Source organism: Pseudomonas sp. WS 5059 (assembly GCF_012985525.1).
GTDB lineage: Bacteria > Pseudomonadota > Gammaproteobacteria > Pseudomonadales > Pseudomonadaceae > Aquipseudomonas.
On the sequence record NZ_JAAQWO010000001.1, the window covers coordinates 139,345 to 165,924 of the forward strand.

The window sequence follows — 26,580 nt, forward strand, 5'->3', positions numbered from 1 at the left end:
AAAAAAACGCCGCGTACCTTGCGATACGCGGCGTTCTTCACATCAACACACCCTTAGGCTTGAACCACCGGGATGTTGGCGCTTGCTGCGATTTTGCGGAACTCGGCGATCTGGTCGAAGTTCAGGTAGCGGTAGACGTCACTGGCCATGGTGTCCAGTTTCGCCGCGTAGCCCATGTACTCTTCGACGGTCGGCAAGCGACCCAGGGTGGAAGCGACTGCCGCCAGCTCGGCCGAAGCCAGGTAGACGTTCGCGCCATCACCCAGACGGTTCGGGAAGTTACGGGTCGAAGTCGACACTACAGTGGAGTTCGGCTCAACACGAGCCTGGTTACCCATGCACAGCGAGCAGCCCGGCATTTCCATGCGCGCGCCAGCCTTGCCGTAGATGCCGTAGTAGCCTTCTTCGGTCAGTTGGTGAGCATCCATCTTGGTCGGCGGCGACAGCCACAGACGGGTTGGCAGCTGACCCTTGACCTGCTCCAGCAACTTACCGGCAGCGCGGAAGTGACCGATGTTGGTCATGCACGAACCGATAAACACTTCGTCGATCTTCTCGCCAGCAACGCTGGACAGCAGACGGGCGTCGTCCGGGTCGTTTGGCGCGCAGAGGATTGGCTCGTTGATTTCAGCCAGGTCGATCTCGATGACTTCGGCGTATTCGGCGTCGGCATCGGCTTCCATCAGCTCAGGGTTGGCAACCCAGGCTTCCATCGCTTGGGCGCGGCGTTCCAGGGTACGTGCATCACCGTAGCCTTCACCGATCATCCAGCGCAGCAGGGTGATGTTGGAGTTCAGGTACTCGGTGACGGAGTCTTTGGACAGCTTGATGGTGCAACCGGCAGCCGAACGTTCGGCCGAGGCGTCGGACAGCTCGAAAGCCTGCTCCAGCGTCAGGTCGTTCAGGCCTTCGATTTCCAGGATGCGGCCGGAGAAGGCGTTTTTCTTGCCTTTCTTCTCAACGGTCAGCAGGCCGGACTGGATCGCGTAGTAAGGGATGGCATGCACCAGGTCACGCAGGGTGATGCCAGGTTTCATTTTGCCTTTGAAGCGCACCAGGATCGATTCCGGCATGTCCAGTGGCATTACGCCAGTGGCTGCGGCGAACGCTACCAGGCCAGAACCGGCCGGGAACGAAATGCCCATCGGGAAACGGGTGTGGGAGTCACCACCGGTACCCACGGTGTCCGGCAGCAGCATGCGGTTCAGCCAGCTGTGGATGATGCCGTCGCCCGGACGCAGCGATACACCGCCACGGGTCATGATGAAGTCAGGCAGGGTGTGGTGGGTGGTCACGTCGATCGGCTTTGGATAGGCCGCGGTGTGGCAGAAGGACTGCATCACCAGATCGGTCGAGAAGCCCAGGCATGCCAGGTCCTTGAGTTCGTCACGGGTCATGGGGCCAGTAGTGTCCTGGGAGCCCACGGTGGTCATCTTCGGTTCGCAGTAGGTGCCTGGACGAACGCCTTTGCCTTCTGGCAGGCCGCAGGCCTTGCCGACCATTTTCTGGGCCAGGGTGAAACCCTTGCCGGTGTCGACAGGGGCTTCAGGCAGCTTGAACAGGTCGGTAGGGCCAAGACCCAGCTCGGCGCGAGCCTTCTCGGTCAGGCCACGGCCGATGATCAGCGGGATACGGCCGCCGGCACGAACTTCGTCCAACAGGACCGGAGTCTTCATTTCGAAGGTGGTCAGGACTTCATCGGTGCCGTGCTTGCAGACTTTGCCAGCATGCGGGTACAGGTCGATCACGTCGCCCATGTGCATGTTGGTGACGTCGAATTCGATTGGCAGTGCGCCAGCATCTTCCATGGTGTTGTAGAAGATGGGAGCGATCTTGCTGCCGAAGCAGAAGCCGCCAGCGCGCTTGTTAGGCACATAAGGTACGTCGTCGCCGAAGAACCACAGTACCGAGTTGGTCGCCGACTTACGGGACGAACCGGTACCGACCACGTCACCGACGTAGGCGATCGGGAAGCCCTGGCCGCGCATTTCTTCGATCTGCTTCATCGGGCCGGTCTTGCCTTGCTCGTCCGGCACGATGCCTTCACGGGCCATTTTCAGCATGGCCAGGGCGTGCAGCGGGATGTCAGGACGGGACCAGGCATCGGGAGCAGGGGACAGGTCGTCGGTGTTGGTTTCGCCGGTGACCTTGAACACGCGCAGGCTGATCTTGTCGGCCAGGGTCGGGCGGTTCTTGAACCACTCGCCGTCGGCCCAGGACTGGATCACTTCCTTGGCGTGCTGGTTGCCGTTCTTGGCTTTTTCCGCGACGTCGTGGAACGCATCGAACATCAGCAGGGTGTGCTTGAGCTGGGCAGCTGCAACGGCCGCCAGTTCGGCGTCGTCCAACAGCTCGACCAGGGTCACGATGTTGTAGCCGCCTTGCATGGTGCCGAGCAGTTCAACAGCGCGTTTTTTGTCGATCAGGGGAGAAGAAACTTCGCCCTTGGCCAGGGCAGACAGGAAACCGGCCTTGACGTAGGCAGCTTCGTCAACGCCTGGTGGAATGCGGTTGGTGATCAGGTCAACGAGGAACTCTTCTTCGCCAGCCGGGGGATTTTTCAGCAGCTCGACCAGGCCTGCGGTTTGTTCGGCGTTTAGCGGCTGGGGAACGATACCCAGGGCTGCACGCTCTTCGATATGTTTGCGGTAGGCTTCAAGCACAGTTATTACCCTCATCAGTGGTCCCACGGGACGCTCATCCAGACATGCACGGCACGCATGCGCTCGAGGGCTTTTTGGGCCGTAGAGCCAGCGCTGCCGGCATTTCTCACAGAAGCTGCTTTCAAAGTTTTACGCCTGCAGAACGGAGCTGATGAGGGTTGGTGCTGGTTATTTGGAGGGTAAATAACCAGCGCCAACACCGTTCTGAAGGAACGACTGTGCTCGTGACGCTTTGAAAACAGCTTCCAACGGATTATTTGGCGCCTTACAAGGCCGGATGATTCTACGGCAAAAAATTTCTAAAGGTAAGTTGCCGCAGCAAGTTTGCAGGGTGATGAACCTTAGACAAAGGGCTAACATGGGCCACTGTTTCGCTGATTTGTGCGCTGCCACCCATGTCCAATCACACCATCAAGACCCCCTGCATCGGCCTGTGCTCCACGGTTTACGGCGATCTCGTGTGCCGGGGCTGCAAGCGTTTCCACCACGAAGTGATCCAGTGGAACGGCTATGGCGAGGAAGAAAAGCGCGCAGTATGGCTGCGGCTTGAGCAACTGCTGGTGCAGGTGATGGCGGGCAAACTGGAGGTGTTCGACCCCAAACGGCTGCGCTGGCAGTTGGAACAGCGCAAAATTCGCTTTGTGCCGCACCAGTCCGAATACTGCTGGGCCTACCAGTTGATCGCCCGGGGCGCCCGGGTGATCAACAATCTGGACGCCTATGGCATGGTGCTGATGCCCGAGTTTCGCGACTGGAACCTGCCGGAACTGCGCGATGCCATTGATCGGGAGTTTTTTATCCTGTCCGAAGCGCATTACCAGCGCTACATCGCGCCAGGCTTCCTCAAGGATGCACTAGGCCACTGACTGTCGCTGATCAACCTGTGGGAGCGGGCTCGCCCGCGATGGCGCCAGTTCAGTCAGGTATATATCAACTGACCCACCGCTATCGCAGGCAAGCCAGCTCCCACAATTGTTCTGTGGTGTGGCCAAAATATCCTGCCCTGCCAAGATCCCCTGTAGGAGCGGGCTCGCCCGCGATGGCGCCAGTTCAGTCAGGGATACATCAACTGACCCACCGCCATCGCAGGCAAGCCAGCTCCTACAATTGTTCTGTGGTGTGGCCAAAATATCTTGCCTTGCCAAGATCCCCTGTAGGAGCCGGCTTGCCCGCGATGGCGCCAGTTCAGTCAGGGATACATCAACTGACCCACCGCAATCGCAGGCAAGCCAGCTCCTACAATTGTTCTGTGGTGTGGCCAAAATATCTTGCCTTGCCAAGATCCCCTGTAGGAGCGGGCTTGTCCGCGATGGCGTCAGTTCAGTCAGGGATACATCAACTGACCCACCGCCATCGCAGGCAAGCCAGCTCCTACAATTGTTCTGTGGTGTGGCCAAAATATCCTGCCCTGCCAAGATCCCCTGTAGGAGCGGGCTTGCCCGCGATGGCGTCAGTTCAGTCAGAGATGTATCAGCTGACCTACCGCCATCGCAGGCAAGCCAGCTCCTACAATTGTTCTGTGGTGTGGCCAAAATATCCTGCCCTGCCAAGATCCCCTGTAGGAGCGGGCTCGCCCGCGATGGCGCCAGTTCAGTCAGGGATGTATCAACTGACCCGCCGCCATCGCGAGCAATCCCGCTCGCACATGTTTGATCTTCATTTTGCCTTGCTGGCCAGTTCCTCCAGGTGATCGATGATGCTCTGGGGCTTGAGCACCAGCACGTCGCTCTCCAGTGCATCGAGCACCACTTCCGCTGTATTGCCGATCAGCGCCCCGGAAATCCCGGTGCGTGCCACGGTGCCTATGATCGTGACCGCCGCGCGCAGTTTATGGGCGGCATGGGGGATCAACACATCGGCCGGACCTTCTTCGATGTGCAGCCGGCTGTCGTCAATGTCGAACTCGGCCTGGAACGCCTTGCACTGCTCGCGATAGCGGGCCTCGATGGTTTCCTTGAGTTGAAACACCGGGTCAGCTGCCGACAGCATGGGCGACGGATGGGCGCTGATCACATGTAACTGGCCCTTGGCCAGGCTGGCGATGTCAAAACCATGATCGACGATGGCGGCGTGCAGGGCTTTATGCTCGTTATCGAGGTTGCCCACGTCGATGGCCGCCAGGATCACCCCGTCGGTCCATGGGGTCGCTGTCTTGACCAGCAGCACGGCGGCCGGGCACAAGCGCAGCAGTTTCCAGTCTTCCGGTGTCAGCAGGGCCTTTTTCAGCGGGCTGTCGGGGTAGTGCTGCTTGATCACCAGCTTGCAGCTCTCGCTCTGCTGCACCCTGATGATGGTTTTATGCATGTTGTCGTGCCAGGCCTGTTCGGTGCTGACGCTATAGCCATCCTCTTGCAAGCCGGCCTTGAGCAAGCTCAACAAGGCCGAATGCTCATGCTTTTCATCGCACACCAGCAAATGCAAGTGAGCGTCGGTCACCCCGGCGATCAGCTTGGCGCGCTTGAGCGCCAGGCTTTCCGAGTGTTCGGGCTCGATGATCACCAGGATTTTGCCAATTTCGTTCATGAGCGGGATCTCCAAGGGTGGGAAGGGCAAGGCTTCGAACAACTATAGTTGTTGCCCGCCGTACGTCATGTTGATGCACATCAAGGCCCGTGACTGGTGGTCTGCGGCGGGGTCGGTATAATCGGCGGCCTTTTGTGATCCTTTGCCCGTGAGCCCGATGAACCTGCCCGAAATCCATGAATTCCTCGGTTGCCGCACCCCTGACGCCTGGGTCCAGGCCGCACTGGCCGACCAGGAAACCCTGCTGATCGACCACAAGAATTGCGAGTTCAAGGCCGCCAGCACCGCCTTGAGCCTGATTGCCAAGTACCACTCCCATGTTGACCTGATCAACATGATGTCGCGCCTGGCCCGGGAAGAACTGGTCCACCACGAGCAAGTCATGCGCTTGATGAAAAAGCGCAAGATCGAACTGCGCCAACTGCACGCCAGCCGCTATGCCTCGGGCTTGCGCAAAGTGGTGCGCAGCCACGAGCCGGTGAAACTGGTGGATACCCTGGTGGTGGGCGCCTTTATCGAAGCGCGCAGTTGCGAGCGTTTCGAAGCACTGGTGCCGCATTTGGACGAAGAACTCGGCAAGTTCTACTTTGGCCTGCTGAAAAGCGAGGCGCGGCACTTTCAGGGCTATCTGAAGCTGGCCTATCAATACGGCGAGGCCAAGGATGTGGCCCAAGTGATCGAGCGGGTCCGCGCCGCCGAGCAGGAACTGATCGAATCACCGGATATCGAGTTCCGTTTCCACAGCGGCGTGCCGGCCTGATCTCAAACGCCCGTGAAAGACTGCGGGCTATTTGTAAAAAACTCTTAAAAACATGAAGTTTGCGTCAAAGCCCTGCTGTATGGGGCCCTGCGTGCGCTTGTGGATCGCTGTTGCCCACTATAATGCGCGCACTTCAATCGGCGCTGGCACAGTGGAAACTTATGGAAAACTTGGGTCTGGGCAAGGTCCTGCTCGTTGAGGACGATGAGAAGCTGGCAGGGCTGATCGCGCATTTTCTGTCACAGCATGGCTTTGAAGTGCGCGTGGTGCACCGGGGCGATGAGGCGTTGGCGGTGTTCCTGGCGTTCAAACCGAAGATCGTCGTGCTCGACCTGATGCTGCCCGGCCAGAGCGGCCTGCATGTGTGCCGTGAGATCCGTAATGTGTCCGACACCCCCATCGTGATCCTCACCGCCAAGGAAGACGACCTGGACCATATCCTCGGCCTGGAGTCCGGCGCCGATGACTATGTGATCAAGCCGATCAAGCCGCCGGTGTTGCTGGCACGCTTGCGGGCCTTGCAGCGCCGCCATCTGCCGGAGCCGACAGTGCGCGGCTCCCTGGCGTTCGGCCAGTTGGCGATTGACCGCAGTTGCCGAGGGGTGAGCCTGGGTGACGAAAAGATCGACCTGACCACCATGGAATTCGAACTGCTGTGGTTACTGGCCAGCAGTGCGGGCAAGATCCTCTCGCGTGACGATATCCTCAACCGCATGCGCGGGATCGCCTTTGACGGGCTCAACCGCAGTGTCGATGTGTATATCAGCAAGCTGCGCAACAAACTCAATGACAACCCCCGTGAGCCGGTGTGCATCAAGACCATCTGGGGCAAGGGCTACCTGTTCAACCCGTTTGCCTGGGAGGTCTAGCCCGATGTTGCGCCTGTTCCTGCGTCTGTACATCATCCTGGCCCTGGGCCTGGCCGGGGCAATCTGGTTGGTGAACTACACCTTCGACGAATTGCTGCCCGAAGCCAACGAAACCTACAACCGCGAAGCCATGCGCGGCCCGGCCTACGGCCTGGTGGAGCAATTACGCCCGTTGCCGGCGGGCGCCGCTCGCGAGGCGCGCCTGGCCGAGCTGCAAAAGCACTATGGATTGCGCCTGGGTTTTATCGACCGCAAGGCGGCGGGATTCGACCCTCGCGAGCAACAAATACTGGCTGACGGCAAGTTGGTGGTGCGCGGCGACTTCATGGAGTTCATCACCGAAATCGACGGCGGCGCGCAGTTGCTTCAGGTCAAACTACCGGTGGAACCGCGCTGGCTGTACCTGTGGGCCTATAGCCTGTTGGGCCTGTGCCTGGCCATCGTCCTGTATTTCTGGGTGCGCCCGCATTGGCGCGACCTGGAGCATATCCGCGTGGCGGCCCAGGGTTTTGGTAACAATGACCTGGGCTCGCGCATCTTGCTGCCACGGCGCTCGAGCGTGCGCGAGCTGGCCGGGCACTTCAACCAGATGGCCGAGCGCATCGAGCACCTGATCGCCAACCAGCGTGAGCTGACCAACGCGGTTTCCCATGAGTTGCGCACCCCGATTGCGCGCTTGTCGTTTGAGCTCGATCAGCTCAAGCAGGAAGCCGACCCGCGCCAGAGCCGCGCGCTGATTGGCGACATGTACGCCGACCTCGGCGAGCTGGAGGATATGGTTTCTGAGCTGTTGACCTACGCCAGCCTTGAGCGTGGCGCGACGCAGGTCACCCGCGAGAATATCGAGGCGCAAAGCTGGCTCGACAGTGTGATCGGCAGCGTGGCCCTGGAAGCCGAGGCCGAAGGCGTGCAGTTGTCGCTGCGCACCTGTGAAGTTGATTTCATCCAGATCGAACCACGGTTTATGGCGCGCGCGGTGATCAACCTGCTGCGCAATGCCATTCGTTACGCGGAGCAGCGGGTAGAGGTATCGCTGGTCAAATTTGGCAGTGGCTACGAGGTACGGGTGTGCGACGACGGCCCCGGCGTACCCGAGGACGGCCGGGAGAAAATCTTCCAGCCGTTTATGCGCCTGGACGCCAGCCGCGACCGCCGCACCGGCGGCTTTGGCCTGGGCCTGGCGCTGGTGCAGCGGGTCAGCCAGTGGCATGGCGGACAGGTGCAGGTGCTGGATTCGCAGTGGGGCGGGGCGTCGTTCCGCATGACCTGGGCCTACGCCGACTAACCTTTTGCAAACTCATGAAGGTTGTAAATGTGGGGCTGGCTAGTCGGGTCGCCGCCTCGCTGCGATGGTCGTAAACGATGACGTTGGGTACCTGACACTCTGTGGCGATCTATTGGGCCGCCATCGCAGGCAAGCCAGCTCCCACAGGCGAATGCAGCTTCGCGCTCTGGCTTTGCTGTTGCTCTGCTTTTGATCTGGCTTTTGATCTTAGGCGCCCCGTTAAACCACGATGGCCGCAGGCAGGTATTGCGCAGTGGGCACCCCGGCATGGATGCCGGGGTAGCCGCGACACGGCCATGGATGGCCGATCGCGGCGGGCCCACGGAGCAATGCCTGACTGCGGGCATGCCGAGCCTAGGCGAGGCACCGAGTGGTGGGGCAAAAGCGCTTTGGTTACTTTCGCGCTCTTCGAAAGTGACCCGCCGTAAGGGCGGAACCCTAAGTGGCCGTAACCGCAGCAACGGATATATACACCCCCCCCAACAACCCAAAAAGAGCGAATGATCATCGCAGCAATGCGGCGACCGGCAAGCCAGCCCCCCCTGTCTGATTGGGTTTGCAAATCAAAAGCTGTAGTTCAACACACCCATCACCGACGTCTGCATCCTGCGTTCCACAATCGGGCTTTTGCCCGCATCACCGGACAAATACTGCACATCCAGCAAGGTCGAGAAGGTTGTGTGGTCGCCCAGCGGCACGCTCCAATCGAGGTTCAAGCCCCGGCTGACCATCCCACCCTTGGCGTCATACGCGCGAAAGCGGCTGCTTTGGGCTTGGCCGGTGGTCACGCCATACCAGGTCTGCACATAGTTGCCATCGCCAAAGCGGCTGTTGAGGCTGGCGTCCACGGTGCCGTAGTCACCGTCATACAGGTTGGTGCCAATGCTCAGTTCCAGGGAGGTAAACGCCTTGCCGCTGTCTTTTTTATCGTCTTGCTCCAGCGCATGTTCCAGGGTCGCGCCCAGCACGGCCGTGCCCAAGGTGTAGCTGGCACTCACACCGAACTGCGGCCGCGACTTGATTTCACCCATGCCCTTGAGCCGGTCAGAGCCCAGGTGGGTGCTTTTTTTCTGGTCTTTGCGCGCAGTGCTAGCGCCGACATAGGCATTGAAACTGAGGTTGTCATCTTCATAACCCCAGCCCAGCCCCTTGTTGGTATCGAGAAAAATCCCCCACGGGCTGACGATGTTTGCGCCGAGCATGGGCGCGGTCATGCGCTCATTGCTGCCGCTGTAGCGCGGCAGGTTGGCTGCCCCGGTTTGCAGGCTGTATTGCCAGTCGGCGGCGGCTGACAGTTGGGTGCAGCTGATCAGGCACACAGAAGTGGCAGCGAGGTAGATCGTTTTTGAACGCATGATGGCCTTCGTCGTTCCAAGGGAGGCTCAAATCCTAGGGACGGCGGGGGCAGGGGTCTTTGACAGCTTTGTCGGGAAACTGTCAAAGACTGTTAAACGGCTGGCCTCAGGGTCGCAATCAGCGCGCGGATCGCGCCCGGCAGGGCATCCAGCTCGCGCACCAGGATGCTGCGTTCGCGCACCGCCCAGCTTTCATCGAGCTTGATGCTCACCAGTTGCATGGTCCGACTGTGCCGCACGGCGGCGGACTCGGGGATGATGCCGATGCCGACTCCGGCCTCGACCATGCGGCAGATGGCTTCGAAACTCGACATCTGGATGCGCAGGGACAGTTGCTTGCCCAGGTGCTCGACGTGTTCACGCAAGAAGCTGAGCAAGGTGCTGCCTTCGTGCAGGCCAATATGCTGATAGGCCAGGGTCTGTTCCAGGGTCACTGACGGCTGGTTGGCCAGGGGATGGCCCACCGGCACCGTCAGCACCAGGTGGTCAGTGCTGAAGTGCAAGACCTGCAAGCCCGGCGCCTGCACGGGGCCGGCGATGATGCCCATGTCACTGGTGCCGTCGAGCACCCCGCGCACGATGTCACGGGACAGGCGCTCCTGCAGGTCGACCGTCACGCCGGGGCGCTGGGAGAGGAAACCAGCGAGGATTTCCGGGAGAAACTCGGTGACTGCCGTGGTATTGGCAAAGATACGGATATGCCCGGCGGAGTCGGCGCCATATTGGGTGAATTCGCTTTTCAGGTAATCGACCTGGCGCATGATCAGCCGCGCGTGGTGCAGCAGCCGTTCACCGGCCGGGGTGACTTCCACGCCGCGACTGTCGCGGTACAGCAGGCGCGTATCCAACTGGCCCTCCAGGGCCTTGATCCGTGCACTGGCGGCTGCCGGCGAGAGGAACGCACGCTTGGCACCCTGGGTCAGGCTGGGGGATTCGGCGATATGGATAAACAGGCGCAGGTCGGCCAGGTCGAAGTGCATGTAAGGCTCCCAGGTGAAGATAGCGGCGTTCAGCATAGCCGAACGCTGGTTTATTGAAATGCAAATTCTCAGAACGGCCAGGCGCTTGCATGATCCGGGGCAGACACTCACTGCCCGAGGACCTGCCCCCGATGAGCGCCACTGATTGGATTGGCCGAAGCGAAACCGCCCACGACCATTTGAGCCGTAACCTACTCAAGCGTATTGCCGCCACCTTCGGCGAGGCGGTGCCGGACGACGGAGCAGATTTACCACCACTATGGCAGTGGTGCTTCTTCCATGACCCGCTGGCGGAAACCGCCCTGGGCGCCGACGGCCACCCGGCCCGTGGCGGCTTCCTGCCGCCGGCCGATAACCGCAACCGCATGTGGGCCGGTGGGCGTATCGAATTCCTGCACGCCTTGCGTGCCGGTGAGGCGGCGACCCGCGTGTCGACCATCACCCAGGTCGAGGAAAAGACCGGGCGCAGCGGTTCGTTGCTGTTTGTCACCGTGCGCCACGACTACTCCCAGGAGGGCCGCCTGGCAATCCGAGAGGAACAGGATATCGTCTACCGCGAGCCCACACCGCCCAAGGCCGGCAGCGGCGATGCCCTGGCCCGGGGCGACTGGTGTGAGGCGATCGAGCCCACGCCGACCTTGCTGTTTCGCTACAGCGCCGTGACCTTCAACGGTCACCGCATTCACTACGACTACCCCTACGTGACCGGCACCGAAGGCTATGCGGGGCTGGTGGTGCATGGGCCGCTGATCGCCACCTTGAGCCTGCGCGCCTTTTGCCGGGCACATCCCGAAGCCACCTTGCGCCGTTTTGCCTATCGCGGCGTGCGTCCGTTGATTGCGCCACAGGCGTTTGAGGTGGGCGGGCGAGTGACGGCGGCCGGTGTCGCCCAGCTGTGGGCCGGTAACGCTGCTGGCCTGGCGCAGCAGGCTGAAGCGCATTTCGAATAATCCAAGAACAACAGGCGGAGAGCCGTTAATGAACCCCCATGACAACGAAGAACTCAACGCTATTCGCGAAGGCGTGCGCGCCTTGTGCGCTGAATTCGACGCCGCTTACTGGCGCAAAATCGATGAAGAAAAGGGTTTCCCCGAAGCCTTCGTCAAGGCCCTGACGGACGCCGGCTGGCTGTCGGCGATGATTCCTGAGCAATACGGCGGCTCCGGCCTGGGCCTGGCCGAAGCCTCGGTGATCCTCGAGGAGGTCAACCGCTGCGGCGGCAACTCCGGCACCGTCCATGGCCAGATGTACAACATGTTCACCCTGTTGCGTCATGGCAGCGAGGCGCAAAAGCGCTTCTACCTGCCCAAGCTGGCCAGCGGTGAATTGCGCCTGCAGTCCATGGGCGTTACCGAGCCCACCACCGGCACCGACACCACCAAGATCAAGACCACCGCGATTCGGCGCGGCGACAACTACGTGATCAACGGGCAAAAGGTGTGGATCTCGCGGGTGCAGCATTCCGACCTGATGATCCTGCTGGCGCGTACCACGCCGCTGGCCGAGGTGAAGAAAAAGTCCGAGGGTATGTCGATCTTCCTGGTGGACCTGCGCGCGGCCATCGGCAACGGCCTGACCGTGCAGCCCATCGCCAATATGGTCAACCACGAGACCAACGAGTTGTTCTTTGACAACCTCGAGCTGCCCCTCGACAGCTTGATCGGCGAGGAGGGCAAGGGCTTCAAATACATCCTTGACGGCCTCAACGCCGAACGCACGCTGATCGCCGCCGAATGCATCGGCGATGGCCGCTGGTTTATCGAAAAGGCCAGTGCCTATGCCCGCGACCGCGTGGTGTTTGGCCGGCCCATCGGGCAGAACCAGGGGGTGCAGTTCCCGATTGCCGAAGCCCATATCGAAATCGAGGCGGCGGACCTGATGCGCTGGCGTGCCTGCGAGGAATACGACCGCGGCGTCAATGCTGGGGCCAGCGCCAATATGGCCAAGTACCTGGCGGCCAAGGCGTCCTGGGAAGCGGCCAACGCCTGCCTGCAAACCCACGGCGGCTTCGGGTTTGCCTGCGAGTACGACGTGGAGCGCAAATTCCGCGAGACGCGCCTGTACCAGGTGGCGCCGATCTCCACCAACCTGATCCTGTCGTACGTGGCCGAGCATCTGCTCGAGCTGCCACGCAGCTTCTGAGGGCCTGAGCATGAGCCATACCCAAGCCTTGTGCCGGTTCCTCGCCGAGTTGAATGACGCGCAATTGCCCGACGCGGTGCTGGCGCGTATCGAAGAACTGTATCTGGATTGGCTGGCCTCGGCGCTGGCCAGCCAAGGTTCGCACCCGATTCCCTTGTTCGAGCGCTATGCACAAAAGATGGGCCCGGCCACCGGGCCTTCGCAGATAATCGTCAACGGTGGCAGCAGCAGCGCGTATTTTGCCGCGCTGGTCAACGCGGCCTCATCGCACCTGGTGGAGCAGGACGACCTGCACAACAGCTCGGTGCTGCACCCGGCGACGGTGGTGTTTCCCGCTGCCCTGGCCGCCGCGCAAGATCTCGGCAAAACCGGTCGCGAGTTGTTGTTGGCCGTGGTGGCCGGTTATGAGGCCGGGATTCGCATCGGCGAGTTCATGGGTCGTTCCCACTACCGGATCTTCCACACCACGGCCACAGTCGGCACCCTGGCGGCGGCGGTGGCCGTGGGCAAGTTGCTGGACTTCAACGAAGAACAATTCATCAACCTGCTCGGCAGCGCCGGCACCCAGGCCGCCGGGCTCTGGGAGTTCCTGCGCGATGCCGCTGACTCCAAGCAGTTGCACACCGCCAAGGCCGCAGCGGATGGCTTGCTGGCCGCGTATCTGACGGCGGATGGCCTGAGCGGTGCGCGCAATATCCTCGAAGGCGAGCAGGGTTTGGCGGCGGGTATGTCCACTGACGCCGAGCCGGGCAAATTGTCCGCGGGTCTCGGTAGCCGCTGGGCGCTGCTGGAAACCTCGTTCAAGTTCCACGCTTCGTGCCGCCATACCCACCCGGCCGCCGATGCGTTGCTGGACTTGATGCAGCGCGAAGGCCTGGCCGCTGCGGATATCGCCAGGGTCGAGACCCGCGTGTACCAAGGCGCTATTGATGTGCTCGGCCGCGTGACCGTACCGGCCACCGTGCACCAGGCCAAGTTCTCCATGGGTACCGTGCTCGGCCTGATTGCTGTGCACGGCAAAGCCGGGCTTACCGAGTTTCATCAGTGGGCCCTGAGCGATCCCGCCGTCGCTGCGTTCCGCGACAAGGTCAGCATGATCTTCGACCGCGCAGTCGACGACGCCTATCCGCAGCGCTGGCTGGGCCGCGTCACCGTGACCTGCGTCGATGGCCGCACGTTGCATGGTGCGATTGACGAGCCCAAGGGCGACCCGGGCAACACCCTGGACCGAGTGCAGTTGGCGGACAAGTTCCAACGCCTCTGCCAGTTCAGCGGCGCCCGCACGCCGGCCCAGGCCAGCGCCTTGATCGAAAAAGTCTGGAACCTGCGCAACGCCGTATCCATGGCCCATTGGCTTTGAGGAATTGTCATGACTGCTAATCAACGACCGCTGGACGGCATCACTGTGGTCAGCCTGGAACACGCGATTGCTGCGCCGTTCTGTACCCGCCAACTGGCCGACCTGGGGGCGCGGGTGATCAAGATCGAACGCCCGGGCAGCGGTGATTTTGCCCGTGGCTACGACGAGCGCGTGCGCGGCCTGGCCTCGCATTTTGTGTGGACCAACCGTTCCAAGGAAAGCCTGACCCTGGACCTCAAGCAGGCGGAGGCCGGCGCTATCCTCGACACCTTGCTGGCCGATGCCGACGTGCTGGTGCAGAACCTTGCACCCGGTGCGGCGGCGCGTATGGGGCTCGCGTTCGAGGCGCTGCAGGCGCGCTTTCCACGGCTGATTGTGTGTGATATTTCCGGCTACGGCGAAGGCGGGCCCTACGAGAAAAAGAAAGCCTATGACCTGCTGATCCAGAGCGAGGGCGGTTTTCTTTCGGTGACCGGTGGCCCCGGTGAAGAGCAGATGGCCAAGGCCGGTTGTTCCATCGCGGATATCTCCGCCGGCATGTACGCCTACAGCGGGATCCTGTCGGCACTGCTATTGCGCGGCAAGACGGGCAAGGGCAGCCGCATTGACGTGAGCATGCTCGAAAGCCTGGTGGAGTGGATGGGCTACCCGATGTACTACGCCTTCGACGGTGCCCCGCAGCCACCGCGGGCCGGCGCGGCGCATTCGACGATCTACCCCTACGGGCCGTTCCCCACCGGTGATGGCGGCACGGTGATGCTCGGTTTGCAGAACGAACGTGAATGGGCGGCGTTCTGCGACAAGGTACTGCTCACCCCTACGCTGGCGACGGATGAACGCTTCTCGGCCAACTTCAAGCGTTCGGCCAACCGCGAAGTGCTGCGCCAGATCATTGTCGACAGCTTTGCCCAACTCGACACCGAGGCCGTGATCCAGCGTCTGGAACACGCGCAGATCGCCAGTGCACGGGTCAACGATATGCAAGGCGTGTGGGACCACCCGCAACTCAAGGCCCGCGACAGCTGGCGTGAAATCGACAGCCCGGCCGGGCCGTTACCGTCGTTATTGCCACCGGTGCGTAACGCCGCGTTTAGCCCGCGTATGGACGGCGTACCGGGACTGGGGCAGCACAGCCAGGCAATTCTCCAGGCGCTGGGCTACTCGGGTGAGGCCATCGACAGCCTGCGCGCGCGCGGCGTTATCTAATCAGGAGTTCTGTGATGCCTTTGATTCGTTCTGCCTTGTTCGTCCCGGGCAGCCGCCCGGAGCGCTTTGCCAAAGCACTGGCCAGTGGTGCCGATGCGGTGATCGTGGATTTTGAAGATGCGGTGGAAGAACCGCTCAAGCGCCAGGCCCGGGACAACCTCGGCGGGTTTTTAACGGCCAACCCCGATGCCTGTGTGTGGGTGCGCATCAATGCCCCAGAACACGCCGAGCACTTTGCCGATGTGGCGTTCTGCAAAGCCCACGGCAACGTGGCCGGGGTGTTGCTGCCCAAGGTGGAAAGTGCCGCCCAGGTGGCGGTGGTCGCCGCTGCCGGCAAAGTCATCTGGCCGATTATCGAAAGTGCACGAGGCCTGCTGGCGGTGGCCGAAATCGCCCATGCGCCGCAAGTGCAGCGCCTGTCGTTCGGTGGCCTGGACCTGGCGCTGGACCTGAACCTGAGCAGCCACTCGGCGGCGGCGAATTTTGCCCTGGATCAGGCGCGCCTGGCGCTGATCGTGCATTCGCGCGCCGCCGGCCTGGTGGCACCGCTGGACGGTGTACACCCGGCGATCGACGACCCGGAGGGCCTGCGCCACTCGATCCGGCATGCCTATGAAATGGGCTTTGCCGGGGCCCTGTGTATCCATCCCAAGCAGGTGCCGGTGATCCATGAGGCCCTGGCGCCGAGTGCGGCGGACCTGGCCTGGGCGCAACGGGTGGTGGAGGCCGGTGCCCATGGGGCAGGGGCCTACCAGATTGATGGGCAGATGGTGGATGCGCCGGTGTTGCTGCGGGCCCAAAGGCTGCTGGCAGCACAGAACTCCCACGCGGGATAGGCATTGCTCCCCAGGTTGGTGTTCGGCTTGGCCGAACGCAGGGTTTAAAAATTTCAAATTCACTACACGCATCACATCAGGCACCTTGCCTGACACCACCACAACAATAAAAAGGTGATACCCATGCTCAAGCTTTCTCGGGCGCTGTTGTGCGCCGCCACGTTGTTTGCCGCAGGCCTGGCCCAGGCGGCTGATCCGATCATCATCAAGTTCGCCCACGTGGTAGCGGAAAACACCCCCAAAGGCCAGGGCGCGCTGCTGTTCAAGAAACTTGCCGAAGAGCGCCTGGCGGGCAAGGTCAAGGTCGAGGTGTACCCCAACTCGTCGCTGTTTGGCGACGGCAAGGAGATGGAAGCGCTGCTGCTGGGCGATGTGCAGATGCTGGCGCCGTCCCTGGCCAAGTTCGAGCAGTACACCAAGCAGGTGCAGATCTACGACCTGCCGTTTTTGTTCAACGACCTGGCCGCCGTCGACCGTTTCCAGGCCGCTGAAGGCAAGCAACTGCTGACGTCGATGCAGGACAAGAACATCCTCGGCCTGGCCTATTGGCACAATGGCCTCAAGCAACTGTCGGCCAACAAGGCCCTGCACGAGCCCAAGGATGCCCGGGGCCTGAAGTTCCGCGTGCAGGCCTCCAGTGTGCTGGAGGAGCAGTTCAAGGCGATCCGTGCCAACCCGCGCAAGATGAGTTTTGCCGAGGTCTACCAAGGCTTGCAGACCGGCACTGTCAACGGCACCGAAAACACCTGGTCGAACTATGAAAGCCAGAAGGTCAACGAGGTGCAGAAGTACTTCACCGAGTCCAACCACGGCCTGATCGACTACATGGTGATCACCAACGCCAAGTTCTGGAACGGCCTGGCGCCGGACATCCGCAGTAGCCTGGAACAGATCATGGTCGAAGTCACCGTCGAGGTGAACAAGCAGGCCGAAGCGCTGAACCAGTCGGCCAAGCAGAAGATTATCGACGCCAAGACCAGCGAAATCATCGAGCTGACCCCCGAGCAACGCCAGCTATGGCGCGAAGCCATGCGTCCGGTGTGGCAGAAGTTCGAGGGGCTGATTGGCGCTGACCTGATCAAGGCCGCAGACGCGTCCAACCACTGATCGCCTGCGCGACCCCAACCCAATGTGGGAGCGGGCTTGCCCGCGATGGCGGCGTCTGAGCCAGCCGAGAGGCCGTTGATGCCCCATCGCGGGCAAGCCCGCTCCCACATGTTGCGACCCCTTTCCCTGTAAGCGAGGTTTTGCCATGCAATCCCTAAGGCGCGTCTGGGAGCACCTGGAGGAAGGTTTTATCGCCTTCCTGCTGGCCGCCATGACCCTGGTGACGTTTGTCTACGTCATGCTCAACAACATCTACACCCTGTTTTTTGCCCTGGCCGACAAATGGGCCTGGAGCAGCAGTTTTTTCAACGCCCTGGGCGACGGCACCATGACCTGGGCCCAGGACATGACCTGGAGCGTCGCGCTGACCAAGGCGATGTTCGGCTGGCTGATTTTCTTCGGGATTTCCTATGGCGTGCGCACCGCCGGCCACCTGGGGGTCGATGCCCTGGTGCGCCTGACGCCACGCCGGGTCCAGCGCCTGCTGGGAATGCTCGCGTGCCTGTGCTGCCTGGCCTACGCCGGGTTGTTCATGGTGGCCAGCTACAAGTGGGTGAGTGCCGTGCTGGCGGCCGGGATCGGGGCCGAGGACCTCGATCATTTCGGCCTGGAAGTGGGGCATATCGCGCTGATCGTGCCGATCGGCTTTGCCCTGGTGTTGATCCGCTACCTGGAAATTTTCTACCGCCTGTTTACCCACCGTCAGGTCGGGTTGGGGCTGGCCGACGAAGCCGGTGAAGCCAGCAAGTTGGCCGGTAGCCATGAGGAGCGTGACTGATGGCCGTTCTCTGTCTGTTTTTACTGCTGTTGGTGTTCATGTTTCTCGGCGTGCCCATCGCGATTTCCCTGGGGTTGTCGGGGGCGATGTCGATCCTGATGTTCAGCCAGGACTCGTTAAGCTCTCTGGCGATCAAGTTGTTCGAAACCAGCGATGCCTACACCTTCCTGGCGATTCCGTTCTTCCTGCTGTCGGGGGCGTTCATGACCACCGGCGGCGTGGCGCAACGCTTGATCGATTTTGCCAACGCCTGTGTCGGCCATATCCGTGGCGGCCTGGCGATTGCGGCGGTGCTGGCGTGCATGCTGTTCGCCGCGCTGTCCGGTTCATCGCCGGCGACGGTGGCGGCGGTGGGGTCGATTGCCGTGGCCGGTATGGTGCGTTCCGGTTACCCCAAGGAGTTTGGTGCCGGGATCATCTGCAATGCCGGGACCCTGGGCATCCTGATTCCGCCTTCCATCGTGATGGTGGTGTATTCGGCGGCGACGGAAACCTCGGTGGGCAAGTTGTTTATGGCGGGGGTGATCCCCGGCTTGCTGCTGGGCCTGATGCTGATGATCGCGATCTACATCGTGGCGCGTATCAAGAAGTTGCCGGCACAACCCCGGGCGACCTTTGCCCAGTGGCTGGGCTGTGCGCGCCGCGCGTTCTGGGGCCTGTTGCTGCTGGTGATCATCCTCGGCGGTATCTACAGCGGCATGTTCACCCCCACTGAAGCTGCAGCCGTGGCGGCGGTGTACTCGGCGTTTGTCGCGCTGTTTGTGTACAAGGACATGCGCTTGAGGGATTGCCCCAAGGTGCTGCTGGAGTCTGGGCGCCTGTCGATCATGCTGATGTTCATCATCGCCAACGCCATGCTGTTTGCCCATGTGCTGACCACCGAACAGATCCCACAGGAAATCACGGCCTGGGTCATCTCCGAAGGGCTGACGCCGATCGGTTTCCTGCTGATGGTCAACGTGGTGCTGTTGATCGCCGGCAGCTTTATGGAGCCCTCGGCCATTGTGCTGATCCTGGCGCCGATCTTCTTCCCGATTGCGATGAAGCTGGGCATCGACCCGATTCACCTGGGGATTGTGATGGTGGTGAACATGGAGATCGGCCTGGTGCATCCGCCCGTTGGGCTGAACCTGTTCGTGACCTCGGCGGTGACCGGCCTGACCCTGGGCCAGACGATCCGCGCAGCGATGCCATGGCTGATGATCCTCCTGGCGTTCCTGGTCCTGGTGACGTACGTGCCGTTTATCTCACTGGCGCTGCCGCAGTGGTTGGGCATGTAGCCAGCGCCCAAACGCCGCACCACCCCCAGACTTGATTTCAATCAAGGGCTCACTGGCCACGTGCCACCTACCATCGGCTGCATATCCCGGCCGTTGAAGTCAGTGAGCCCATGAACCGCCCCAAGCCCTCGACCCTCGCTACCCTGGCTGCAAGTCCCGTTACCTGGCTGGTTGTCCTGGTGCTGCTGTTCAGCCTGGCCGGCCCGGCCCAGGCCAAGTCCTACGGCGCGATTGAACAGCAGCGCATCGACAAGATTTTCCCGCAGGCCGACGCCATTTCCGCCGCCGAAGGCAAGTTCAAGGTGCGCACGCTGTCGGCCAAAGGCGCGGTCATCGGCTATGTGTTCCAGAGCCTGGACGTGGTGGACATCCCGGCGTACTCCGGCAAACCGATCAACACCCAGGTGATTCTCGACCCGGCCGGGGTGATCCGTGATGCCTATGTGCTGGAGCACCACGAGCCGATTCTGTTGATCGGCATTCCCGAGGCCAAGCTGCATGACTTCACCGCCCGCTACAGCGGGATCAACGTCAAGCAGCGGGTGGTGGTGGGGCATTCCAGTGACAGCCAGGCGGTGACCGTGGATGCGGTGGCCGGTGCCACGGTCACGGCGATGGTGGTCAATGAGGTGATCATGCGCGCCGCCCATGAAGTGGCGGTGTCGCTCAAGCTGATCGAGGACAAGGCCAGCACCGCGCAGAAAGTCGCGCTGGTGCGCGCTGACCTGTTCGAGCCGGCCAACTGGGCGCAGTTGACCGGCAATGGCGCGGTGCGCCGCTTGCACCTGACGCGCGGCCAGGTGGATGCCGCCTTCAAGAGCACCGAGGCCGAAGGCGTGGACGTGGCGGGGGCGGGGCAGGTCGACGAGACGTTTATCGACTTGTATGTGGCCGATCTCAACGCGCCGACCATCGGCCGCAACCTGTTGGGTGACGCGCAGTACCGGGTGTTGATGCAGGGCCTCAAGCCCGGCGAGCAGGCCATCGCGGTGCTGGGACGCGGGATTTTTTCGTTCAAGGGCTCGGGCTATGTGCGCGGCGGGATTTTTGATCGGGTGCAGTTGCGCCAGTTCGGCAATGTCATCAGCTTCCGCGATATGGACCACCAGCGCCTGTACGACGTGTTCGCCGAGGGCATGCCCGAGTTCGATGAAATGTCGGTGTTTATCGTGCCCCCCCAGGCTGCGTTCGATCCAGGCTCAGCGTGGACCCTGGAGCTGCTGGTACGGCGCCAGACCGGCCCGGTCAGTGGCACCTTCAGCAGTTTTGAATTGCCCTACCAGATGCCCGAGGCGTATCTGGAGCGCCCGTTGCCCACCGCCGCCGAACAGGCCGCCATCGACGAAGCCAACCGGCCGATGTGGCTGACGATCTGGTACCAGAAACACGTGCAGATCCTGATCCTGGGCGCCGCCCTGGTGCTGCTGACGGTGATTCTGTTTTTGCAGGACAGCCTGGCCCGGCGCCCGCGTCTGCTGCACTGGGTGCGCCGTGGCTACCTGCTGTTTACGGTGGTGTTTATCGGCTGGTACGCCCTGGGCCAACTGTCGGTGGTCAACGTGCTGACCTTTGTGCATGCGCTGTTCCAGCAGTTCCGTTGGGAGCTGTTCCTTACCGACCCGCTGATCTTCATGCTCTGGGTATTCACCGCCGCCAGCATCCTGCTGTGGGGCCGGGGGGTGTTCTGCGGCTGGTTGTGCCCGTTCGGGGCGCTGCAGGAGTTGCTCAACGAGGCGGCGCGCAGGCTCAAGGTGCGCCAGTTCGAGCTGCCGTTTGCCGTGCATGAGCGGCTGTGGGCGATCAAGTATTTGATCCTGCTGGGGCTGTTTGGCCTGTCCCTGGAGTCGATGGCCACCGCCGAGCGGTTTGCCGAAGTGGAACCGTTCAAGACCGCCATCACCCTGCATTTCGACCGCCAATGGTGGTTCGTGCTGTACGCCGTGGCGCTGCTGGTGATCAACCTGTTCACGCGCAAAGTCTACTGCCGCTACCTCTGCCCACTGGGCGCGGCGCTGGCGATCCCCAGCAAATTCAGGTTGTTCGACTGGCTCAAGCGGCGCAAGGAGTGTGGCGATCCGTGCCAGTTGTGCGCCAGGGAATGCGAGATCCAGGCGATCCACCCCGACGGCCATATCAACGCCAATGAATGCCACTACTGCCTCGATTGCCAGATGACCTGGCACAACGACCACAAATGCCCGCCCCTGATCAACAAGCGCAAGAAACGCAACAAGGCCGCACCCGCCACTGGGCAATTGATCCCGGTGGTGCAGGTGGCGGTGCCTGAATGACGGCCTTGGGCACCCACTTTTCATATCTGGAGCACATCATGAACGACAGCGAATCGAACAAAACCGGGACCACCCCGGAACCCGAAGGCATGAGCCGGCGTGGTTTCCTTGGCACTGGCGCCGTCACCGGCGCGGTGCTGGCAGGGGCCTCGGCCCTCGGCGGTACGGTGTTTACCCGCGAGTCCTTTGCGGCGGCGGCCAAGGAAGCCAAGTCGAAAATCCATGTGGGCCCAGGGGAGCTGGATCAGTACTACGGGTTCTGGAGCGGCGGCCACCAGGGCGAAGTGCGGGTGTTGGGCGTGCCGTCAATGCGCGAGCTGATGCGCATCCCGGTGTTCAACGTCGATTCGGCTACCGGTTGGGGCCTGACCAACGAGAGCAAGCGCATCCTGGGGGAGGGCGCCAAGTACCAGAACGGCGATTGCCATCACCCGCACCTGTCCACCACCGATGGCCGCTACGACGGCAAATACCTGTTTATCAACGACAAGGCCAACACCCGCGTGGCGCGGATCCGCCTGGACATCATGAAGTGCGACAAGATCGTCACCGTGCCCAACGCCCAGGCGATCCACGGCCTGCGCCTGCAAAAGGTGCCGTACACCAAGTACGTGTTCTGCAACGCCGAGTTCATCATCCCGCACCCCAATGACGGCCACACCTTCGACCTGCAGGACAAGAACAGCTTCACCCTGTTCAACGCCATCGACGCCGAGAAGATGGAAATGGCCTTCCAGGTCATCGTCGACGGCAACCTCGACAACGCCGACATGGACTACACCGGCAAATACGCGGCGGCCACCTGCTACAACTCGGAAAAGGCCTCCGACCTGGGCGGCATGATGCGCAACGAACGCGACTGGGTGGTGGTATTCAACATCCCGCGCATCGAGGCGGCGATCAAGGCCGGCAAGTTCATCAACCTTGACGGGGTCAAGGTGCCGGTGGTGGACGGGCGCAAGGGCGACGACGGCAAGGACAGCGAATTCACCCGCTATATCCCGGTGCCGAAGAACCCTCACGGCTGCAACACCTCGCCGGACGGCAAGTACTTTATCGCCAACGGCAAGCTGTCGCCGACCTGCACCATCATTGCCATCGACAAGCTCGACGACCTGTTCAGCGACAAGATCAAAGACCCGCGCGGCGTGGTAGTCGGCGAGCCGGAACTGGGCCTGGGCCCGTTGCACACCACCTACGATGGCCGGGGTTTTGCCTACACCACGCTGTTTATCGACAGCCAGGTGGTCAAGTGGAACATCGCCGAAGCCATCCGCGCCTACGGCGGTGAGAAGGTCAACTACATCAAGCAGAAGCTCGATGTGCACTACCAGCCTGGCCACAACCACGCCTCGCTCACCGAAACCCGGGATGCCGACGGCCAATGGCTGGTGGTACTGAGCAAGTTCTCCAAGGACCGCTTCCTGCCCACCGGCCCGTTGCACCCGGAAAACGACCAGTTGATCGATATCTCCGGCGATGAAATGAAACTGGTCCACGACGGCCCGACCTTCGCCGAACCCCACGACTGCGTGATGGCGCGGCGCGACCAGATCAAGACCAAGAAAATCTGGGAGCGCAACGACCCGTTCTTTGCCGAAACCGTGGCCATTGCGGCCAAGGACGGGATCAAGCTGGAGACCGATAACAAGGTGATCCGCGACGGCAAGAAAGTGCGGGTGTACATGACCTCCATGGCGCCGACCTACGGCCTGACGGAATTCACCGTCAAGCACGGCGATGAGGTCACCGTGACCATCACCAACATCGACCAGATCGAGGACGTGACCCATGGCTTTGTCATGACCAACCATGGCGTGAGCATGGAAATCAGCCCGCAGCAAACCTCTTCCATCACCTTCATCGCCGACAAACCGGGGCTGCATTGGTACTACTGCAGCTGGTTCTGCCATGCGCTGCATATGGAGATGGTGGGGCGGATGCTGGTGGAGCGCACTTAACGGCGAGCACCCAATAAATGTAGGAGCTGGCTTGCCTGCGATAGCGGTGCATCAGAAAACTGTCGGTTGCCTGACACACCGCTATCGCAGGCAAGCCAGCTCCCACATGGGATCTGTTTTGATCAAAAAGGAATACTCCGTGGCTCGACCCCGCACGTTATGGACCGGGTGTGTGTGGCTGCTATTTTCGGCCACCGCCAGTGCCGCTGTACTGCCCATCACCGACCTGCCGTTGGTAGCCGCAGGCCCGCACCGCTGGCATTTGCCCGCCGGTGACTACCAGGGCTCCTTCAGCATCGACCAGCCCCTGCAACTGACTTGCGAACCCGGTGCGGTGATCCACAGCCAGGGCCAGGGCAATGGTCTGCTGATCAACGCTGCCGACGTCACCGTCGAGGGCTGCACCTTCCTCGACTGGGGCCATGACCTCACCGCGATGAACGCGGCCATTTTCATCCAGCCCAAGGCCCACGGCGCCTTGATCAAGAACAACCGCCTGCGCGGCCAGGGGTTTGGCGTGTGGGTCGATGGCACGGCGGATGTGAGCGTGATCGACAACCAGATCCAGGGCGACCCGACCATGCGTTCCCAGGACCGGGGCAATGGCATCCATTTGTACGCGGTCAAGGGCGCGCGGGTGATCGGCAACCTGGTGCGCGATGCCCGCGATGGCATCTACATCGACACCTCCAACGGCAACCTGCTGCAAGGCAACACCCTGGAAGACCTGCGCTACGGCATTCACTACATGTTCGCCAACGACAACCAGGTGCTCGGCAACATCACCCGCCGCACCCGCACCGGCTATGCGCTGATGCAAAGCCGCAAGCTGACGGTGATCGGCAATCGCTCCGAGCAGGACCAGAACTACGGGATCCTGATGAACTACATCACCTATTCCACCCTGCGCGACAACGTGGTCAACGACGTGCGCGACGGCACCACCGGCGACACCATGATCACCGGGGCCGAAGGCAAGGCGCTGTTTATCTACAACTCGCTGTTCAACAGCATCGAACACAACCACTTCGGGCGCAGCGCGGTGGGCATCCACCTCACGGCCGGCTCCGAAGACAACCGGATTGCCAACAATGCCTTTGTCGGCAACCAGCGCCAGGTCAAGTACGTGGCCACCCGCTTGCAGGAATGGTCGGCAGATGGTCGCGGCAATTACTGGAGCGATTACCTGGGCTGGGACCGCAATAACGACGGCCTGGGGGATGTGGCCTACGAGCCCAACGATAACGTCGACCGCCTGCTGTGGCTGTATCCCCAGGTGCGCTTGCTGATGAACAGCCCCGGCATCGAGTTGCTGCGCTGGGTGCAACGGGCGTTTCCGGTGATCAAGTCGCCGGGGGTGATAGACAGCCATCCGCTGATGAAAGACCCCACGCTTTCCCTGCTCAAGGAGCCCGCATGATGCCTGTCGTCGAAATCGAAGGCGTGACCCAGCGCTATGGGCCCGCCACTGTGCTGCATGACTTGAGCCTGAGCCTGGCGCCCGGGGAGGTGCTGGGCTTGTTCGGCCATAACGGCGCGGGCAAGACCACCAGCATGAAACTGATCCTCGGTTTATTGCAGGCAAGCAGCGGCCAGGTACGGGTGTTTGGCCGCGCGCCCAGCGATCCCCAGGTGCGCCGGATGCTCGGCTATCTGCCGGAAAACGTCACGTTCTACCCGCAACTCAGCGGCCTGGAGACCTTGCAGCATTTTGCCCGGCTCAAGGGCGCGCCGATGAGCCAGGTCTCGACGTTGCTGGAAGACGTCGGCCTGACAGCGGCGGCGCGGCGGCGGGTCAAGACCTATTCCAAGGGCATGCGCCAGCGCCTCGGCCTGGCCCAGGCCTTGCTTGGCGAGCCGCGCCTGTTGCTGCTCGACGAACCCACCGTGGGCCTGGACCCGATCGCCACCCAGGATTTGTATTGCTTGCTCGACCGCCTGCGCGGGCAGGGCACCAGCATCATCCTCTGCTCCCATGTGCTGCCGGGCGTGGAGGCCCATATCAACCGTGCCGCGATCCTCACCCAGGGCCGCCTGCTGGCCCTCGGCACCCTGGCGGCCTTGCGCGAAGAAGCGGGGCTGCCGACCCTGATCCGCAGCAGCGGCCTGCAACGTGCGGCGCTCTTGCAAAAACGCTGGAGCGAGGCCGGCCACGTGACCCAGCGCTGGGGCGCGCAAGGGCTGCAAGTGGCGGCGTTCAATGGCAACAAGCTGGACCTGCTGCGCCAGTTGCTCGACCAGGACAGCCCCACTGACGTGGAAATTGTCGTGCCGTCCCTGGAAGACCTGTACCGCCATTACATGGACAGCCCTGTGGAGCGTGCCCAATGACGCCGATCTGGAACATGGCCCGCAAAGAATTCAGCGATGGCCTACGCAACCGTTGGTTATTGGCCATCAGCCTGTTGTTCGCGGTGCTGGCCATCGGTATTGGGTGGCTCGGTGCGGCGGCGTCCGGGCAACTGGGTTTTACCTCGATCCCGGCAACCATCGCCAGCCTGGCTAGCCTGGCGACCTTCCTGATGCCATTGATTGCGCTGCTGCTGGCCTATGACGCGATTGTCGGCGAGGACGAAAGCGGCACCTTGCTGCTGTTGCTCACCTATCCCCTGGGGCGCGGGCAGATCCTGCTCGGCAAGTTTGTCGGGCATGGGCTGATCCTGGCGCTGGCGACCTTTATCGGATTCGGCTGCGCCATGCTCGCCATCGCGCTGCTGGTGGATGACGTCGAGTTCAGCCTGCTGCTCTGGGCCTTTGGCCGCTTCATGCTGACCTCGACCTTGCTCGGCTGGGGCTTTTTGGGGATGGCGTATGTGTTGAGCAGCGTCTCGGCGGAAAAGTCCACGGCGGCCGGGTTGGCCCTGGGGGTGTGGTTCTTTTTTGTGCTGGTCTTTGACCTGGCATTGCTGGCGCTGCTGGTGCTCAGCGAGGGGCAGTTCAGCCCGACGCTGCTGCCCTGGCTGTTGCTGTTCAACCCGGCGGATGTGTACCGGCTGATCAACCTGTCTGGTTTCGATGCCGGCCCCGCGTCGGTAGGCGTGATGGCCCTGGGCGGTGACTTGGCAGTGCCGGAGGCGGCGTTGTGGCTGTGCCTGGCGGCGTGGGTCGCCGGGCCGCTGGCCTGGGCCTATTGGATGTTCGGGCGGCGCGCGGCATGAATTTTTTATCGGTGGAGTAGCTGAGC

The 26,580-nt window shown here is 61.9% G+C and carries 21 protein-coding genes; 17 read left to right on the forward strand and 4 right to left on the reverse strand.

The features are described from left to right. Nucleotides 1-53 precede the first annotated feature (53 nt). Nucleotides 54-2,663: a bifunctional aconitate hydratase 2/2-methylisocitrate dehydratase gene (acnB, locus tag HBO12_RS00575; RefSeq protein WP_169955792.1), complete on the reverse strand. Its 2,610-nt coding sequence runs from the start codon at nt 2,661-2,663 to the stop codon at nt 54-56. 395 nt (nt 2,664-3,058) lie between these two features. Here acnB and HBO12_RS00580 point away from each other — a divergent pair, with 395 nt between their 5' ends. Beyond that, on the forward strand, nt 3,059-3,529 hold the full coding sequence (locus HBO12_RS00580; RefSeq protein ID WP_170041082.1) for a DUF1289 domain-containing protein: 471 nt from the start codon (nt 3,059-3,061) through the stop codon (nt 3,527-3,529). 790 nt (nt 3,530-4,319) lie between these two features. Here HBO12_RS00580 and HBO12_RS00585 read toward each other — a convergent pair. After that, nucleotides 4,320-5,186 carry a universal stress protein gene (locus HBO12_RS00585; RefSeq protein WP_170041083.1) on the reverse strand — a complete coding sequence of 289 codons (867 nt, stop codon included), beginning with the start codon at nt 5,184-5,186 and terminating at the stop codon, nt 4,320-4,322. Nucleotides 5,187-5,343: 157 nt separating this feature from the next. On the opposite strand from HBO12_RS00585, the gene HBO12_RS00590 reads away from it, so the two are divergent. The 3 genes from HBO12_RS00590 to HBO12_RS00600 all read left to right on the forward strand — a co-directional run bounded on the left by HBO12_RS00590 (nt 5,344) and on the right by HBO12_RS00600 (nt 8,100). Next, nucleotides 5,344-5,946, forward strand: a complete 603-nt coding sequence (locus HBO12_RS00590) for a MiaE family protein (RefSeq protein WP_170041084.1) — start codon at nt 5,344-5,346, stop codon at nt 5,944-5,946. A 161-nt stretch (nt 5,947-6,107) separates the two neighbouring features. Continuing rightward, the gene (locus HBO12_RS00595; RefSeq protein WP_169957369.1) at nt 6,108-6,815 is read left to right on the forward strand and encodes a winged helix-turn-helix domain-containing protein; all 708 of its coding nucleotides are present in this window, start codon (nt 6,108-6,110) and stop codon (nt 6,813-6,815) included. A gap of 4 nt (nt 6,816-6,819) precedes the next feature. Continuing rightward, nucleotides 6,820-8,100 (forward strand): ATP-binding protein, encoded by a 1,281-nt coding sequence (locus HBO12_RS00600; protein ID WP_169957368.1) that lies wholly within the window; start codon nt 6,820-6,822, stop codon nt 8,098-8,100. 563 nt (nt 8,101-8,663) lie between these two features. Here the strand turns inward: HBO12_RS00600 and HBO12_RS00605 are convergent. Then, nucleotides 8,664-9,455 (reverse strand): MipA/OmpV family protein, encoded by a 792-nt coding sequence (locus HBO12_RS00605; RefSeq protein WP_170041085.1) that lies wholly within the window; start codon nt 9,453-9,455, stop codon nt 8,664-8,666. Between the two features lie 92 nt (nt 9,456-9,547). After that, nucleotides 9,548-10,435, reverse strand: a complete 888-nt coding sequence (locus HBO12_RS00610) for a LysR family transcriptional regulator (protein ID WP_170041597.1) — start codon at nt 10,433-10,435, stop codon at nt 9,548-9,550. 131 nt (nt 10,436-10,566) lie between these two features. Here HBO12_RS00610 and HBO12_RS00615 point away from each other — a divergent pair, with 131 nt between their 5' ends. From HBO12_RS00615 to HBO12_RS00675, 13 genes are all read left to right on the forward strand, one after another. Continuing rightward, nucleotides 10,567-11,385 (forward strand): HTD2 family dehydratase, encoded by an 819-nt coding sequence (locus tag HBO12_RS00615; RefSeq protein ID WP_170041086.1) that lies wholly within the window; start codon nt 10,567-10,569, stop codon nt 11,383-11,385. A 28-nt stretch (nt 11,386-11,413) separates the two neighbouring features. Next, entirely contained in the window at nt 11,414-12,577 is a 1,164-nt protein-coding gene (locus HBO12_RS00620) for an acyl-CoA dehydrogenase family protein (RefSeq protein WP_169957080.1), read from the forward strand. A gap of 10 nt (nt 12,578-12,587) precedes the next feature. Continuing rightward, nucleotides 12,588-13,937: an MmgE/PrpD family protein gene (locus HBO12_RS00625; protein ID WP_170041087.1), complete on the forward strand. Its 1,350-nt coding sequence runs from the start codon at nt 12,588-12,590 to the stop codon at nt 13,935-13,937. 9 nt (nt 13,938-13,946) lie between these two features. Further along, entirely contained in the window at nt 13,947-15,143 is a 1,197-nt protein-coding gene (locus tag HBO12_RS00630) for a CaiB/BaiF CoA transferase family protein (RefSeq protein ID WP_170041089.1), read from the forward strand. Nucleotides 15,144-15,157: 14 nt separating this feature from the next. Further along, nucleotides 15,158-15,979 carry an HpcH/HpaI aldolase/citrate lyase family protein gene (locus HBO12_RS00635; protein ID WP_170041090.1) on the forward strand — a complete coding sequence of 274 codons (822 nt, stop codon included), beginning with the start codon at nt 15,158-15,160 and terminating at the stop codon, nt 15,977-15,979. A gap of 123 nt (nt 15,980-16,102) precedes the next feature. Continuing rightward, on the forward strand, nt 16,103-17,086 hold the full coding sequence (locus tag HBO12_RS00640) for a TRAP transporter substrate-binding protein (RefSeq protein ID WP_170041092.1): 984 nt from the start codon (nt 16,103-16,105) through the stop codon (nt 17,084-17,086). Between the two features lie 145 nt (nt 17,087-17,231). Next, the gene (locus tag HBO12_RS00645; protein WP_169957076.1) at nt 17,232-17,864 is read left to right on the forward strand and encodes a TRAP transporter small permease; all 633 of its coding nucleotides are present in this window, start codon (nt 17,232-17,234) and stop codon (nt 17,862-17,864) included. Continuing rightward, entirely contained in the window at nt 17,864-19,144 is a 1,281-nt protein-coding gene (gene dctM / locus HBO12_RS00650) for a C4-dicarboxylate TRAP transporter large permease protein DctM (RefSeq protein WP_099169959.1), read from the forward strand. The genes HBO12_RS00645 and dctM overlap by 1 nt, the downstream gene beginning before the upstream one ends. Before the next feature lie 110 nt (nt 19,145-19,254). Beyond that, entirely contained in the window at nt 19,255-21,435 is a 2,181-nt protein-coding gene (nosR, locus tag HBO12_RS00655; RefSeq protein ID WP_170041094.1) for a transcriptional regulator NosR, read from the forward strand. A gap of 38 nt (nt 21,436-21,473) precedes the next feature. After that, nucleotides 21,474-23,396, forward strand: coding sequence for a TAT-dependent nitrous-oxide reductase (gene nosZ / locus HBO12_RS00660; protein WP_169957073.1), 1,923 nt, complete (start codon nt 21,474-21,476; stop codon nt 23,394-23,396). A 172-nt stretch (nt 23,397-23,568) separates the two neighbouring features. Next, complete coding sequence (locus HBO12_RS00665; protein WP_346343180.1) at nt 23,569-24,816, forward strand: nitrous oxide reductase family maturation protein NosD; 1,248 nt, start codon at nt 23,569-23,571, stop codon at nt 24,814-24,816. After that, on the forward strand, nt 24,816-25,727 hold the full coding sequence (locus HBO12_RS00670; protein ID WP_169957087.1) for an ABC transporter ATP-binding protein: 912 nt from the start codon (nt 24,816-24,818) through the stop codon (nt 25,725-25,727). The genes HBO12_RS00665 and HBO12_RS00670 overlap by 1 nt, the downstream gene beginning before the upstream one ends. Next, on the forward strand, nt 25,724-26,554 hold the full coding sequence (locus tag HBO12_RS00675; RefSeq protein ID WP_170041097.1) for an ABC transporter permease: 831 nt from the start codon (nt 25,724-25,726) through the stop codon (nt 26,552-26,554). The genes HBO12_RS00670 and HBO12_RS00675 overlap by 4 nt, the downstream gene beginning before the upstream one ends. Nucleotides 26,555-26,580 lie beyond the last annotated feature (26 nt).

Excerpts from the sequence above, each read along its gene's own strand:
- HBO12_RS00580 (WP_170041082.1), top strand. The coding sequence starts at position 3,059 with ATGTCCAATCACACCATCAAGACCCCCTGCATCGGCCTGTGCTCCACG.
- HBO12_RS00585 (WP_170041083.1), bottom strand. The coding sequence starts at position 5,186 with ATGAACGAAATTGGCAAAATCCTGGTGATCATCGAGCCCGAACACTCG.
- HBO12_RS00590 (WP_170041084.1), top strand. The coding sequence starts at position 5,344 with ATGAACCTGCCCGAAATCCATGAATTCCTCGGTTGCCGCACCCCTGAC.
- HBO12_RS00595 (WP_169957369.1), top strand. The coding sequence starts at position 6,108 with ATGGAAAACTTGGGTCTGGGCAAGGTCCTGCTCGTTGAGGACGATGAG.
- HBO12_RS00600 (WP_169957368.1), top strand. The coding sequence starts at position 6,820 with ATGTTGCGCCTGTTCCTGCGTCTGTACATCATCCTGGCCCTGGGCCTG.
- HBO12_RS00605 (WP_170041085.1), bottom strand. The coding sequence starts at position 9,455 with ATGCGTTCAAAAACGATCTACCTCGCTGCCACTTCTGTGTGCCTGATC.
- HBO12_RS00610 (WP_170041597.1), bottom strand. The coding sequence starts at position 10,435 with ATGCACTTCGACCTGGCCGACCTGCGCCTGTTTATCCATATCGCCGAA.
- HBO12_RS00615 (WP_170041086.1), top strand. The coding sequence starts at position 10,567 with ATGAGCGCCACTGATTGGATTGGCCGAAGCGAAACCGCCCACGACCAT.
- HBO12_RS00620 (WP_169957080.1), top strand. The coding sequence starts at position 11,414 with ATGAACCCCCATGACAACGAAGAACTCAACGCTATTCGCGAAGGCGTG.
- HBO12_RS00625 (WP_170041087.1), top strand. The coding sequence starts at position 12,588 with ATGAGCCATACCCAAGCCTTGTGCCGGTTCCTCGCCGAGTTGAATGAC.
- HBO12_RS00630 (WP_170041089.1), top strand. The coding sequence starts at position 13,947 with ATGACTGCTAATCAACGACCGCTGGACGGCATCACTGTGGTCAGCCTG.
- HBO12_RS00635 (WP_170041090.1), top strand. The coding sequence starts at position 15,158 with ATGCCTTTGATTCGTTCTGCCTTGTTCGTCCCGGGCAGCCGCCCGGAG.
- HBO12_RS00640 (WP_170041092.1), top strand. The coding sequence starts at position 16,103 with ATGCTCAAGCTTTCTCGGGCGCTGTTGTGCGCCGCCACGTTGTTTGCC.
- HBO12_RS00645 (WP_169957076.1), top strand. The coding sequence starts at position 17,232 with ATGCAATCCCTAAGGCGCGTCTGGGAGCACCTGGAGGAAGGTTTTATC.
- dctM (WP_099169959.1), top strand. The coding sequence starts at position 17,864 with ATGGCCGTTCTCTGTCTGTTTTTACTGCTGTTGGTGTTCATGTTTCTC.
- nosR (WP_170041094.1), top strand. The coding sequence starts at position 19,255 with ATGAACCGCCCCAAGCCCTCGACCCTCGCTACCCTGGCTGCAAGTCCC.
- nosZ (WP_169957073.1), top strand. The coding sequence starts at position 21,474 with ATGAACGACAGCGAATCGAACAAAACCGGGACCACCCCGGAACCCGAA.
- HBO12_RS00670 (WP_169957087.1), top strand. The coding sequence starts at position 24,816 with ATGCCTGTCGTCGAAATCGAAGGCGTGACCCAGCGCTATGGGCCCGCC.
- HBO12_RS00675 (WP_170041097.1), top strand. The coding sequence starts at position 25,724 with ATGACGCCGATCTGGAACATGGCCCGCAAAGAATTCAGCGATGGCCTA.